Source organism: Brucella sp. TWI559, from assembly GCF_039674265.1.
GTDB classification, from domain to species: Bacteria; Pseudomonadota; Alphaproteobacteria; order Rhizobiales; family Rhizobiaceae; genus Brucella; species Brucella chromiisoli.
In genome coordinates, this window is sequence record NZ_JBDJNE010000021.1 from 1 (window position 1) to 12,260 (window position 12,260).

Genomic DNA, 12,260 nt, shown 5'->3' on the forward strand with positions numbered 1-12,260 from the left:
ATACGAACGGCTTCGCGTTTGAACTCTTCTGTAAATTCTCGCTGCTTCAATTCTAACTCTCCTGTCACTTTTATTTAACAGAAGCCCTCCACTTTTGAAGGGGAAGTCCAGATCGCATTCCGATCGGTGAGGTGCGCGGCCCCGAGGCACTCGATCTCTTGAAGGCGTGGGGCACCGGTCATCCCGGAGGTGTCGGCACCATCCATGCGGGCAGCGCCATCGGCGCGATACGCCGCCTCGAACAGCTCATTCAGGAAGCCGTCGTCACCGTGCCGCGCGCGCTGATCGCCGAGACCATCGATCTCGTCGCCGTGCTCGCCGGACGCGGCTCGCAGCGCCGGCTTGTCGAACTCGCCCACGTCGAAGGCCTCGGCCTCGATGGCGATTACCGCATCGTGCCGGCCGTCAGTGACGGCGGCGACATCCAGCCCGTCCTCAACCTCACAGGATATATCCGATGATCCATTCCCTCCGTCTCGGTCGCCAACGCTTGGCGCTGATGGCCTCCGCCGCCGTCATCACGGTGATGACTGCGCCCGCCGCCCATGCCTCCGGCTCGTCGATGCCGTGGGAAGCGCCGCTGCAATCCATCCTCCAGTCGATCGAGGGGCCGGTCGCCAAGATCATCGCGGTGATCGTCATCATCTCGACCGGCCTGGCGCTCGCCTTCGGCGACACCTCGGGCGGCTTCCGCCGTCTGATCCAGATCGTCTTCGGCCTGTCGATCGCGTTCGCCGCGTCGAGCTTCTTCCTGTCGTTCTTCTCGTTCGGCGGCGGGGCGCTCGTCTGATGGCGGATATGGTCGATCATGCCGGAGACGTGCCGGGCTATGCGGTGTCGGTCCACCGGGCGCTAACCGAGCATATCCTGCTCGGCGGGGCGCCGCGTGGCCTGGCCATCCTCAACGGCACGCTGGCGGCGGCGCTCGGCCTGGGCCTGCGCCTTTGGCTGGTCGGCCTCGTCATCTGGGCCATCGGCCACCTCGCGGCCGTTTGGGCGGCCAAGCGCGATCCGATGTTCGTCGATGTGGTGCGCCGTCATCTGCGCATCCCCGGCCACCTGTCGGTCTGAGGGGAGCGCTCACCATGATGAACCTCGCAGAATATCGCCGCACCGCGACCCGTCTCGCCGACTTCCTGCCCTGGGCAGCGCTGATCGGCTCCGGCGTCGTCCTCAACAAGGACGGTAGCTTCCAGCGCACCGCGCGTTTCCGTGGCCCCGACCTCGACAGTGCCGTGCCAGCCGAACTGGTCGCCGTCGCCGGGCGATTGAACAACGCCTTTCGCCGCCTCGGATCGGGCTGGGCGATCTTCGTCGAGGCCCAGCGCCACGAGGCCGCGTCCTATCCAGACAGCACCTTTCCCGATGCGGCGTCTGCGCTGGTCGATGCCGAGCGCAAGGCCGACTTCGATGAGGCCGCCTCGCACTACGAGTCCAGCTATTTCCTAACCTTCACCTATCTCCCGCCGGCCGAGGACGCGGCACGCGCCGAGACCTGGCTGTACGAGGGCCGCGAACGCTCCGGCGTCGATGGCCGCGAGATGCTGACCGGCTTCGTCGATCGCACCGACCGCGTGCTGCAACTGGTCGAAGGCTTCATGCCGGAACGCGTCTGGCTCGATGACGCCGAGACGCTGACCTACCTGCATTCGACCGTCTCGACGCATCGTCACCGAGTCCGCGTGCCCGAGACGCCGATCTATCTCGATGCCCTCGTCGCCGATCAGCCGCTGACCGGCGGGCTTGAGCCGCGCCTGGGATCTGCGCATCTTCGGGTGCTGACTATCGTCGGTTTTCCGACCGCGACCACGCCCGGCCTGCTCGACGAGCTGAACCGGCTAGCCTTTCCCTATCGCTGGTCCACTCGCGCCATCCTGCTCGACAAGACCGATGCGACGAAGCTGCTGACCAAGATCCGGCGGCAATGGTTCGCCAAGCGGAAGAGCATCGCGGCCATCCTCAAGGAGGTGATGACCAACGAGGCGTCCGCCCTCGTGGACACGGACGCATCGAACAAGGCGGCCGATGCCGACATGGCCCTGCAGGAACTCGGCGCGGACTATGCCGGTCTCGCCTACGTCACCGCGACGGTGACGGTGTGGGACGACGATCCCCGTATTGCCGACGAGAAGCTGCGGCTGGTCGAGAAGGTTATCCAGGGCCGCGACTTCACCGCTATGGCCGAGACGATCAACGCGGCGGACGCATGGCTCGGCAGCTTGCCGGGCCACGTCTACGCCAATGTCCGGCAGCCGCCGATTTCGACTTTGAACCTCGCCCACATGATCCCGCTTTCGGCGGTGTGGGCGGGCGAGGTGCGGGACGAGCATTTTGCAGCGCCCCCACTGATCTTCGGCAAGACCGAAGGCTCGACCCCGTTCCGGTTATCCCTTCACGTCGGCGATGTCGGCCATACGCTGATCGTCGGCCCGACCGGCGCGGGCAAGTCCGTGCTGCTGGCGCTGATGGCATTGCAGTTCCGGCGTTATGCCGGTGCGCAGGTGTTCGCCTTCGATTTCGGCGGGTCGATCCGCACCGCCGCACTCGCCATGGGCGGCGACTGGCACGATCTCGGTGGCGGCCTGTCAGACGGGTCGGAAGAGAGCGTGTCGCTCCAGCCGCTCGCCCGCATCCATGACGTGCCCGAGCGGGCATGGGCCGCCGACTGGATCGTAGCGATCCTGACCCGTGAAGGCGTCGCCATCACGCCCGAGGTCAAGGAATACATCTGGACGGCGCTGACATCGCTCGCCAGCGCGCCGGTCGGCGAACGCACCATCACCGGCCTCGCGGTCCTGCTCCAGTCCAACGACCTGAAGCAAGCGCTCCGGCCTTACTGCGTCGGCGGCGCGCATGGCCGGCTGCTCGACGCCGAGGCCGAGTATCTCGGCTCCGCCAGCGTTCAGGCGTTCGAGACCGAGGGGCTGATCGGCACCGAGGCGGCGCCCGCCGTGCTGGCTTATCTGTTCCATCGCATTGGCGACCAGCTCGACGGCTCGCCGACGCTCATGATCATCGACGAAGGCTGGCTGGCGCTCGACGACGAGGGGTTTGCCGGCCAGCTCCGCGAATGGCTGAAGACGCTGCGCAAGAAGAATGCGTCCGTCATCTTCGCCACGCAAAGCCTGTCGGACATCGACAGCAGTTCAATCGCGCCCGCCATCATCGAGAGCTGCCAGACCCGGCTTCTGCTCCCCAACGAACGGGCGATCGAGCCGCAGATCACGGCCATCTATCGCCGCTTCGGCCTCAACGACCGCCAGATCGAGATCCTCGCGCGGGCGACGCCGAAGCGCGACTATTACTGCCAGTCGCGGCGCGGCAACCGGCTGTTCGAGCTGGGCCTGTCCGACGTAGCGCTGGCGCTCTGCGCCGCCTCGTCGAAGACCGACCAGACCGAAATCGCCCGCATCGTAGCCGAACACGGCCGCGACGGCTTCCTCGCCGCGTGGCTGCGCCATCGCAGCGTCGCCTGGGCCGCCGACCTCATCCCCAACCTCGCCAACATGGAGACTTCATCATGATCATGCGTCGCTCGCGCGCGGCCCTTGTCACCGCAACCATCCTGTACGTGCCGTTGGCGCTGTCGCCGATCGTCACCACCTCCGCCGCCGCACAGTGGATCGTCTACGATCCCACGAACTACGTGCAGAACGTGCTGACGGCCGCCCGCTCGCTCCAACAGATCACCAACCAGATCACCTCGCTTCAGAACGAGGCGACGATGCTGATCAATCAGGCGCGCAATCTGGCGAGCCTGCCATATTCCTCGCTCCAGCAGTTGCAGCAGTCGGTCCAGAAAACCCAAGCGCTTCTGCAACAGGCGCAGAACATCGCCTATGACGTCCAGCAGATCGACCGGGCCTTTCAGACCACCTATGGCGCCGCCTCGACCTCCGCGACCAGCGCGTCGCTGATCGCCGACGCCAAATCCCGCTGGCGGAACTCGGTCTCCGGCCTTCAGGACGCGATGAAGGTGCAGGCCGGCGTCGTCGGCAACATCGACACCAACCGCGCTCAGATGACGGCGCTGGTCGGGTCGAGCCAGTCCGCGACCGGCGCACTCCAGGCGACGCAGGCCGGCAACCAACTTCTGGCGCTCCAGGCCCAGCAACTCGCCGATCTCACCGCCGTCGTCGCCGCTAACGGCCGGGCGCAGGCCCTGACCGAGGCCGAGCGCGCGGCAGCGGCCGAACAGGGCCGTGAGCAGCGCCGCCGCTTCCTGACGCCGGGCACGGGCTATCAGCCCGGCAATGCGCAGATGTTCAACAACGGCAACAACTGAGGGCGAGACCATGGACGGCAAGACCCTCGCGCGCCTCGGCGCGGTCATCTTCGTCGCCATCGCCGTGACCGCCACGGCGATCGAGATGACCCGCCAGGACGAGACGCCGGCGAACGCAGCCATGCCGAGGGCGCCGTCCGCCCCCGATCCGCTGCGCGAGGGGCAGCGCCGGTGCCAGCGGCTCGGCGAGGCCGGCGGGCGTGACGCCGAGTGCCTGCGCGTCTGGGCCGAGAGCCGCGACCGTTTCCTCGGTCTCGATCGTCAACGGCCGCCGACGGCACCGCAGGCCGCGCCGCCCGTCGCAACCGGTGACGATCCAGCCACCAAACAGAGCGCGCCGGCGGAGCCGGCCGGGGAGCGCTGACTATGGGCGGCACCGGCGTCATCGACCAGTTCCTGGCAGTTTTCACTCGCTACATCGATAGCGGCTTCGGCCTGCTGTCGGGCGAAGTCGCCTTCATCGCCACGACGCTGATCGTCATCGACGTGACGCTGGCGGCGCTGTTCTGGTCGATGGGCAGCGAGGACGACATCATCGGCCGCCTCATCAAGAAGACGCTGTTTGTCGGGGTCTTCGCCTACATCATCGGCAACTGGAACAATCTTGCACGCATCGTCTTCGAGAGCTTCGCGGGTCTCGGTCTCAAGGCGTCCGGCACCGGCTTCACGACCGCCGATCTCCTGCGCCCCGGCAAGGTGGCGCAGGTCGGCCTCGACGCCGGGCGACCGCTGCTCGAATCCATCTCCGGCCTGATGGGCTGGATCTCGTTCTTCGAGAACTTCATCCAGATCGCCTGCCTGCTGTTCGCCTGGGCGCTGGTGCTGCTGGCCTTCTTCATCCTCGCCATCCAACTCTTCGTCACCCTGATCGAGTTCAAGCTGACGACGCTCGCCGGCTTCGTGCTCATCCCCTTCGGCCTGTTCGGCAAGTCCGCCTTCATGGCCGAACGGGTGCTGGGCAACGTCATCTCGTCCGGCATCAAGGTGCTGGTGCTGGCCGTCATCATCGGCATCGGCTCGACCCTGTTCAGCCAGTTCACCGCAGGATTCGGCGGCACGGCGCCGACGATCGACGACGCCATGGCGATCGTGCTGGCAGCACTGTCGCTGCTCGGCCTCGGCATCTTCGGTCCCGGCATCGCCAACGGCCTCGTCTCCGGCGGCCCGCAGCTCGGCGCGGGTGCTGCGATCGGCACGGGTCTCGCTGCTGGCGGCATGGTCGCCGCTGGTGGCGCTGCGATCGGCGCCGTCGCCTCCGGCGGAGCCGCTCTCGCCGGGGGCGCAGCCGCTGCCGCCCGAGGCGGGGCGACCCTCGCAGGCGGCGCCACTGCCGCCTATCGCGCCGGCGGCGCATCGGGCGTCGCCAGCACTGGCACATCCAACGCCGGAGCCGCCATCGCCAGCCCGTTCAAGCGCGCGGCCGCGTCCATGAAGGACAGTTTTCAGGCCGGGGAGCGCTCTGTCACCGGCGAGGCCGCATCTGACGCGTCGGGTGAGGCCGCAGACGCGCCGTCCGGATCGTCTCCGTCCGCCACGACTGCTGGCGGTCCGCCCGCATGGGCCAAGCGCATGAAGCGCGGCCAGCAAGCCTCCCACGGCATTCAGGCCGCCGCCCATGCCGTCAAATCCGGCGACAGCCATGGCGGCGGCTCTTCCGTCAACCTCTCCGAAAGCGACCGCTGATGTTCAAACGACCCGCCACCCATTACGGCAAGACGCCGCAACCCGAGACGCCGTATCAGCGCGCCGCACAGGTCTGGGACGACCGCATCGGCTCGGCCCGCGTTCAGGCGAGGAACTGGCGGCTGATGGCGTTCGGCTCGCTGATCCTCTCCGCGGGGCTGTCCAGCGCTCTGGTCTGGCAATCCGCCAATGGCTCGATCGTCCCGTGGGTGGTGCAGGTCGACAGGCTTGGGGCAGCACAGGCCATCGCACCGGCCGTCGCCGACTATCGTCCGACCGATCCGCAGATCGCCTGGCACCTCGCGCGCTTCATCGAACAGGTCCGCTCGATCCCGGCCGATGCCATCATCGTGCGCCAGAACTGGTTGCGGGCCTATGAGTTCACGACCGATCGCGGCGCGATGGCGCTCAACGACTATGCCCGCGTCAACGACCCCTTCACGAAAGTCGGCAAGCAGCAGATCGCCGTCGATGTCTCGTCCGTCATCCGGGCGTCCCCCGACAGCTTCCGCGTCGCTTGGGTCGAGCGCCGCTATCAGGACGGCAGCCTCGCGGAGACCTCGCGCTGGACCGCCATCCTCACCATCGCCGTCGCGCCACCCCGCGACGCCGAAAAGCTCCGGGCCAATCTGCTCGGAATCTACGTCAACGCCATCAACTGGTCGAAGGAGCTTGGACAATGATCCGGCCGTCTCAACTGACCGCCGGATCTCCGGCGAACCGTATTCCCGCAATGTCGCCGATGTGCGGAACCGGAAAGGCGGGTTTCCGTAAAGCAGCGTTCGCGGCTCTGCTGCTCTCCGCCACGGCGCTCGCCGGCTGCGCCACGGCGCACAAGCCGCCCGAGATCGCCTATGACGATGCCGCGCCCGCCGTGCAGACCGTCGATCCGCCAGCGCCCGTGACCGTCGTCGAATTGCCGCGTCCCTTGCCGCTGCCCGGCCAGATGAAGCCGATGGAGCGTTCGCGTCAGACACCGGAGCCGGCCGACCCCGCCGCCGGTGTCAACCAGGCAAACGCCGCCGCACGCATTCAGCCGGTGCGGGACGGCTTCATCAACGCCATGCAGGTCTATCCCTATACTGGCGGCGCGCTCTATCAGGTTTACACCGCCGTCGGGCAGATCACCGACATCGCGCTCCAGCCGGGCGAAACGCTCGTCGGCTCCGGCCCGGTCGCAGCCGGCGACACCGTGCGTTGGATTATCGGCGACACGCTCAGCGGCTCCGGCGCGACGCAACAGGTCCATATCCTGGTTAAGCCGACGCGGCCCGAGCTGATGACCAACCTCGTCATCAACACCAACCTGCGCACCTATCACATGGAGCTGCGCTCGACCGAGCGGACCTATATGGCGTCCGTCTCCTGGCAGTATCCGCAGGACCAGCTCATCGCGCTACGCCGGCAGAACCAGCAGGCGGAGGCCGCGCAGCCGTTCGCCTCCGGCGTCGATCTCGCCAACGTCAACTTCCGCTATGCGATCGAGGGCGACCGCGCGCCGTGGCGGCCGTTGCGCGCCTTCGACGACGGGCGGCAGGTCTTCATCGAGTTCCCGCGCGGTATCGCACAGGGCGAGATGCCGCCGCTGTTCGTCGTCGGTCCCGAGGGCAACACCTCCGAACTGGTGAACTACCGGGTGCGCGGCCGATACATGATCGTCGACCGACTGTTCGCCGCCGCCGAACTGCGCTTCGGCACGGGAGACAACCAGAAGCGTGTCCGCATCACCCGCACCGATGGCAGGCCCGCATCATGAGCGACATCGATTCCGAGAAGGCGAAAGGGTCGGTGCCCGAGACACCTGACGATGACGCCAAGCCACTGACCGGCGAGCCGGTGGCGCCCATGCGCCTGCGCGCCGAGCCGCCGCGCGTCACCCGGTTGTCACGCAAGGTGCTGATCGGCCTCGGCCTGGTCGCCAGCACCGGGATCGGCGGCGCGCTGATCTATGCGCTTCAGACCCGTGATGGCGCCGGCGGAAATGTCGAACTCTATTCGACCGAGAACCGCGCGACCGCCGATGGCCTCAATGGTCTGCCGCGTGACTATACCGGGCCGGTCCTCGGTCCGGCGCTGCCCGGCGATCTCGGCCGGCCGATCCTCGACGCCCAGAACCGCGGCCAGCCCGTGCCCGCGCCGGGCATTGGCACACCCGCCGCGACTTCGCCGGGTCTCAGCGCCGAAGAGCAGCGCCGGCTTCAGGAAATCGAAGCGGCGCGGACCGGCCGGCTGTTCGCTTCGACCGAGACGCGGACTACCGCGCCGTCCGCCACCACGGCCGTAAACGCCACGCCGCCAATGCCGGACCTGACCAGCCTCGGTCTCGCGCCGCAGCCAGCGACACCGACCGCGCAGGAGCGGCAACTCGCCTTCCTCAATCAGGCGGCCGACCGGCGTACCGTCGCGCCCGATCGCGTTGCCGCCCCAGCCTCGCCGAACATCCTGCAAGCCGGCGCGGTCATCCCGGCCGCGCTGATCACCGGCATCCGCTCCGATCTTCCCGGCCAGATCACCGCCCAGGTCACGGGGAATATCTACGACAGCCCGACCGGTCGCATCCTGCTCGTACCACAGGGCACACGGCTGATCGGCCAGTACGACAATGGCGTCGGTTTCGGCCAGCGCCGTGTCCTGCTGGTCTGGAACCGGCTCATCATGCCGAACGGTCGCTCGATCGTTCTGGAGCGCCAGCCGGGCGCGGACGCCGAAGGCTATGCAGGACTTGAGGATGGCGTCGATTATCATTGGGGCGAACTGTTCAAGGCTGCCGCTCTCTCGACGCTGCTCAGCATCGGCGCCAACACGGGATCGTCCAGTGACGAGAGCGATCTGCTCAGCGCCATCCGCGACGGCGCATCCGACAGCATCGGCCAGACCGGCCGGCAGATCGTCCAGCGCCAGCTCAACATCGCCCCGACACTCACCATCCGGCCGGGTTTCCCTGTCCGTGTTGTTGTTACGAGAGATCTCGTGCTCGAAGCCTACGGAGCCACGCCATGACCAAGCTGAAACTCGGCCCGATCGCCGACGACAAGCCCGTGAAGGTGACGGTCCAACTGCCCGCCGTTCTGCACCGCGACCTCACGGCCTATGCCGAAGCGCTTGGCCGCGAGAACAACCATGCGCCGACCGATCCCGTCCGCCTGATCGTGCCGATGCTGAAGCGGTTCATCCAGACGGATCGGGCCTTCGCGAAGGCGAGGCGGGCTGCGCCGTCGGCCACGGGCGGGAAGGCATGATGCCGACGCCCGTCCATCGTCGCGGGACTGATCGCGGTATCCAATCGACGTATCGCAAAGCGCTGTCTTCACACGACGCGCAATCCGCCGATGCTGGGAGAATTGCGTGGCGTCAGGGCGAAAGGGCGAGTGTCTTTACGATTGATATTCTCACAAGAAGCGATTCCCATGTCCCGGCGCAGCGCTGATCACTCGCAAAGCCGGCTCTACGTCGCGTCCGGCATCCTGCCCGACAATCTCTATGACTATGTCCCGCAGGACGAGATCGAGACGCCGGCCCCGCGTACCGGCCGTCCCCCGAAACACGATGTCGAGACCTGGACCGTCACTGACGACTGGCCCGAGCGCGTGCCGGTGACGGAGGCCGAGATCGACCTGTTCGAGGCCTGGTTCGGCGACATCTTCGACGAGTTGTTCGGGCCGTCCCGTTGACGGCCATTTAAGCGACGACAGGTCGCGATCGGCCCGACCATTATCCCCCAGGACATTCATTCCGACCATCGTCCGAAGCCGTCCTGAGTATCAGGAGGCTTGCATTGTTATCTCAAACTGATATGTATTGGTCATGAGCGAGGGTCGCGATCCGAGCCTTGACGCCTTGCTGGATCTCGACGGCCAGATGCTCGTCGTCGATCCCGCAGGCGGTCACTGGGTAAAGTTCGTGGCGACGCGGATTCCGGTCTCGCCGGAAAAGCCGCACGGCCTCGACTACTCGCTCACGCTTCACGGGCCTTCGGGCGAACGGCTGGTCGGCTTCGACAATGCCCATCCGGTCGGCCGCCAGAAGCGGGGCGAGCCGCAGGATCATCGGCATCGGCTCCAGACCGTGAAGCCATACGACTATCAGGACGCCGGCACATTGATGGCCGACTTCTGGCAGTTGGCGGACGCGGTGCTGAAGGAACGAGGAGTTCTCCCATGACGACGCTGAGGGTCGGGATTGCCGATTACGAGGAAATGAAAGCCCGCACGATGCGGATCGCGCGCGGGGAGGAGAAGCCCAAGCCCGACGAGCCGAAGGTGTGGTTCACCTCGACCGAGTCCTTCGCCAAGGTGCTGTCTGCCGGGAACCGCGAGCTGCTGCGCATCATCGCCGAGCAGGCGCCGGGATCGGTGGAGGAACTGTCCGACATCACCGGCCGGGCCAAGTCCAACCTGTCGCGGACCCTGAAAACCATGGTCGGCTACGGCCTGATCCGTATGGAGCGCAGTGGGCGCAAGCTCGCGCCGAAAGTCATCCATGATCGCGTGGCGCTGGACCTGCCGCTCACTGAGCGCCATGCGCCGCTCGCCATTGCAGCGGGAGGCCGGTCATGAACGCTGAAACACCCAACATCGCAACGCGCGCCGCCCTGTATCTCCGCGTCTCGACCGCGCGGCAGGCCGAGCATGATGTCTCGATCCCCGACCAGAAGCGCCAGGGCGAGGCCTACTGCCTGTCGCGCGGCTACCAGCTCATCGACACCTTCGTCGAGCCGGGCGCGACCGCCACCAATGATCGCCGCCCCGAATTCCAGCGCATGATCGAGGCGGGCACGACCAAGCCCGCGCCCTTCGATATCGTCGTCGTCCATTCGTTCAGCCGCTTCTTCCGCGACCACTTCGAGCTGGAATTCTACGTCCGCAAGCTCGCCAAGAATGGCGTCAAGCTCGTCTCCATCACCCAGGAGATGGGCGACGATCCGATGCACGTCATGATGCGCCAGATCATGGCGCTGTTCGACGAGTATCAGTCCAAGGAGAACGGTAAGCACGTCATGCGTGCCCTCAAGGAGAACGCCCGGCAGGGGTTCTGGAACGGCGCGCTGCCGCCAATCGGCTACCGCATTGTCGCGGCCGAGCAACGCGGGGCGAAGACCAAGAAGAAGCTGGAGATTGATCCATTGCACGCCGACACCGTGCGGCTGATCTACCGGCTAGCGCTGGAGGGCAACGGCACTTCCGGCCCGATGGGCGTCAAGGCGATCGTGTCTCACCTCAATGCCCGTCGCATCTTCACCCGCGACGGCGGGCGCTGGGGCATCGGGCAGCTTCACCGCATCCTGACGCGGCGCACCTATATCGGCGAGCACGAGTTCAACAAGCGCTCCAAGTCCAAGGAGTTGAAGCCCGTCAGCGAGATCGTCACGGTTCCCGTGCCGCCGCTGATCGACCTTGAGACCTTCGAAGCTGTTCAGGCGCACCTCAAGGCCCGCAACCCCAAGGTCACGCCGCCGCGCGTCGTCAGCGGCCCGACCTTGCTCACGGGCATCTGCTTCTGCGCCAAGTGCGGCGGGGCCATGACGATCCGCACCGGCAAGGGCGGGCGCTATCGCTACTACACCTGCTCGATCAAGGCGCGGCAGGGCGAGACTGCTTGCTCGGGCCGTTCGATCCCGATGGAGAAGCTCGACGGCATCGTCGCCGGCCATATCGAGGATCGGCTGCTCCAGCCTGACCGACTGGAGGAGGTGCTGTCGTCCGTCCTCGACCGTCGGTACGAGCGGGCCGAGCGGCGACAGGAGCATATCGCCGAGTTGAACCGCCGGGCGGCCGAGACCGACCTTCGCCTCAAGCGCCTCTATGACGCGATCGAATCAGGTGTGGCCGATCTGTCCGATCCGGCGTTGAAAGACCGCATCACCGGTTTGAAGGCACTCCGCGACCAGGCGCAGGCCGATGCCGAGCGGGCGCAGGTCATGCTCGAAAACTCCGGGAATCAGGCCGTGACGCCCGCAACGGTGCGCCGGTTTGCCGACGTGGCGCGGGAGCGCATCCGCCTCGACGGGGGCGGTTATCGGCGGGATCACCTGCGCGAATTCGCCCAGCGGGTCGAGGTCGCGGAGACCGAAGTGCGCATAATGGGATCGAAGGGAGAGCTGCTTCGCACACTTGCGGCCGTTTCCGGAGGGAAATCGGCGGCAATCGGCGTGCCCAGTTTGGGACTGCAATGGCGGAGCGCGCGGGATTCGAACCATGCTTAAAGGAGGGTTATAGCGGAGACATAGTTCTCGTCTTCACCCGGCGCGGCGCACCAGACGGGATTCGAACATTCTCCTGAGCATTGAGAAAAC

General features: G+C 66.5%; 14 protein-coding genes and 1 pseudogene. All 15 read left to right on the forward strand.

Annotated features, from left to right (window positions below):
- Positions 1–107: 107 nt before the first annotated feature.
- Positions 108–461, forward strand: a pseudogene (locus ABE530_RS17380) (ATPase, T2SS/T4P/T4SS family); the annotation flags it as partial.
- A 38-nt stretch (positions 462–499) separates the two neighbouring features.
- Positions 500–790 carry a TrbC/VirB2 family type IV secretion system protein gene (locus tag ABE530_RS17385; RefSeq protein ID WP_499695391.1) on the forward strand — a complete coding sequence of 97 codons (291 nt, stop codon included), beginning with the start codon at positions 500–502 and terminating at the stop codon, positions 788–790.
- Complete coding sequence (locus ABE530_RS17390; RefSeq protein WP_499695364.1) at positions 790–1,071, forward strand: VirB3 family type IV secretion system protein; 282 nt, start codon at positions 790–792, stop codon at positions 1,069–1,071. The genes ABE530_RS17385 and ABE530_RS17390 overlap by 1 nt, the downstream gene beginning before the upstream one ends.
- A gap of 14 nt (positions 1,072–1,085) precedes the next feature.
- Positions 1,086–3,524, forward strand: a complete 2,439-nt coding sequence (gene trbE / locus ABE530_RS17395; protein WP_499695365.1) for a conjugal transfer protein TrbE — start codon at positions 1,086–1,088, stop codon at positions 3,522–3,524.
- Positions 3,521–4,285: a P-type conjugative transfer protein TrbJ gene (gene trbJ / locus ABE530_RS17400; RefSeq protein ID WP_499695366.1), complete on the forward strand. Its 765-nt coding sequence runs from the start codon at positions 3,521–3,523 to the stop codon at positions 4,283–4,285. The genes trbE and trbJ overlap by 4 nt, the downstream gene beginning before the upstream one ends.
- A gap of 10 nt (positions 4,286–4,295) precedes the next feature.
- Positions 4,296–4,649: a putative entry exclusion protein TrbK-alt gene (gene trbK-alt, locus ABE530_RS17405; RefSeq protein ID WP_499695367.1), complete on the forward strand. Its 354-nt coding sequence runs from the start codon at positions 4,296–4,298 to the stop codon at positions 4,647–4,649.
- Positions 4,650–4,651: 2 nt separating this feature from the next.
- Entirely contained in the window at positions 4,652–5,968 is a 1,317-nt protein-coding gene (trbL, locus tag ABE530_RS17410; RefSeq protein WP_499695368.1) for a P-type conjugative transfer protein TrbL, read from the forward strand.
- Positions 5,968–6,651 (forward strand): conjugal transfer protein TrbF, encoded by a 684-nt coding sequence (trbF, locus tag ABE530_RS17415; protein ID WP_499695369.1) that lies wholly within the window; start codon positions 5,968–5,970, stop codon positions 6,649–6,651. Before trbL ends, trbF begins: the two co-directional genes overlap by 1 nt.
- Positions 6,648–7,724, forward strand: coding sequence for a P-type conjugative transfer protein TrbG (gene trbG, locus ABE530_RS17420; protein ID WP_499695370.1), 1,077 nt, complete (start codon positions 6,648–6,650; stop codon positions 7,722–7,724). The genes trbF and trbG overlap by 4 nt, the downstream gene beginning before the upstream one ends.
- Positions 7,721–8,968 (forward strand): TraB/TrbI/VirB10 family type IV secretion system protein, encoded by a 1,248-nt coding sequence (locus ABE530_RS17425; RefSeq protein ID WP_499695371.1) that lies wholly within the window; start codon positions 7,721–7,723, stop codon positions 8,966–8,968. Before trbG ends, ABE530_RS17425 begins: the two co-directional genes overlap by 4 nt.
- Positions 8,965–9,207: a DUF2274 domain-containing protein gene (locus ABE530_RS17430; protein WP_499695372.1), complete on the forward strand. Its 243-nt coding sequence runs from the start codon at positions 8,965–8,967 to the stop codon at positions 9,205–9,207. The genes ABE530_RS17425 and ABE530_RS17430 overlap by 4 nt, the downstream gene beginning before the upstream one ends.
- A gap of 168 nt (positions 9,208–9,375) precedes the next feature.
- Entirely contained in the window at positions 9,376–9,639 is a 264-nt protein-coding gene (locus ABE530_RS17435) for a hypothetical protein (RefSeq protein ID WP_499695373.1), read from the forward strand.
- 133 nt (positions 9,640–9,772) lie between these two features.
- A complete protein-coding gene (locus tag ABE530_RS17440; protein ID WP_499695374.1) occupies positions 9,773–10,129 on the forward strand; it encodes a toxin-antitoxin system TumE family protein in 357 nt (118 codons plus the stop codon).
- Entirely contained in the window at positions 10,126–10,524 is a 399-nt protein-coding gene (locus ABE530_RS17445) for an HVO_A0114 family putative DNA-binding protein (protein WP_499695375.1), read from the forward strand. The genes ABE530_RS17440 and ABE530_RS17445 overlap by 4 nt, the downstream gene beginning before the upstream one ends.
- Positions 10,521–12,170, forward strand: coding sequence for a recombinase family protein (locus ABE530_RS17450; RefSeq protein ID WP_499695376.1), 1,650 nt, complete (start codon positions 10,521–10,523; stop codon positions 12,168–12,170). The genes ABE530_RS17445 and ABE530_RS17450 overlap by 4 nt, the downstream gene beginning before the upstream one ends.
- Positions 12,171–12,260 lie beyond the last annotated feature (90 nt).

Coding starts and splice junctions, on each gene's coding strand:
- trbE (WP_499695365.1), top strand. CDS start 1,086: ATGATGAACCTCGCAGAATATCGCCGCACCGCGACCCGTCTCGCCGAC.
- trbF (WP_499695369.1), top strand. CDS start 5,968: ATGTTCAAACGACCCGCCACCCATTACGGCAAGACGCCGCAACCCGAG.
- trbK-alt (WP_499695367.1), top strand. CDS start 4,296: ATGGACGGCAAGACCCTCGCGCGCCTCGGCGCGGTCATCTTCGTCGCC.
- trbL (WP_499695368.1), top strand. CDS start 4,652: ATGGGCGGCACCGGCGTCATCGACCAGTTCCTGGCAGTTTTCACTCGC.
- trbG (WP_499695370.1), top strand. CDS start 6,648: ATGATCCGGCCGTCTCAACTGACCGCCGGATCTCCGGCGAACCGTATT.
- ABE530_RS17450 (WP_499695376.1), top strand. CDS start 10,521: ATGAACGCTGAAACACCCAACATCGCAACGCGCGCCGCCCTGTATCTC.
- ABE530_RS17390 (WP_499695364.1), top strand. CDS start 790: ATGGCGGATATGGTCGATCATGCCGGAGACGTGCCGGGCTATGCGGTG.
- ABE530_RS17435 (WP_499695373.1), top strand. CDS start 9,376: ATGTCCCGGCGCAGCGCTGATCACTCGCAAAGCCGGCTCTACGTCGCG.
- trbJ (WP_499695366.1), top strand. CDS start 3,521: ATGATCATGCGTCGCTCGCGCGCGGCCCTTGTCACCGCAACCATCCTG.
- ABE530_RS17385 (WP_499695391.1), top strand. CDS start 500: ATGGCCTCCGCCGCCGTCATCACGGTGATGACTGCGCCCGCCGCCCAT.
- ABE530_RS17425 (WP_499695371.1), top strand. CDS start 7,721: ATGAGCGACATCGATTCCGAGAAGGCGAAAGGGTCGGTGCCCGAGACA.
- ABE530_RS17430 (WP_499695372.1), top strand. CDS start 8,965: ATGACCAAGCTGAAACTCGGCCCGATCGCCGACGACAAGCCCGTGAAG.
- ABE530_RS17445 (WP_499695375.1), top strand. CDS start 10,126: ATGACGACGCTGAGGGTCGGGATTGCCGATTACGAGGAAATGAAAGCC.
- ABE530_RS17440 (WP_499695374.1), top strand. CDS start 9,773: ATGAGCGAGGGTCGCGATCCGAGCCTTGACGCCTTGCTGGATCTCGAC.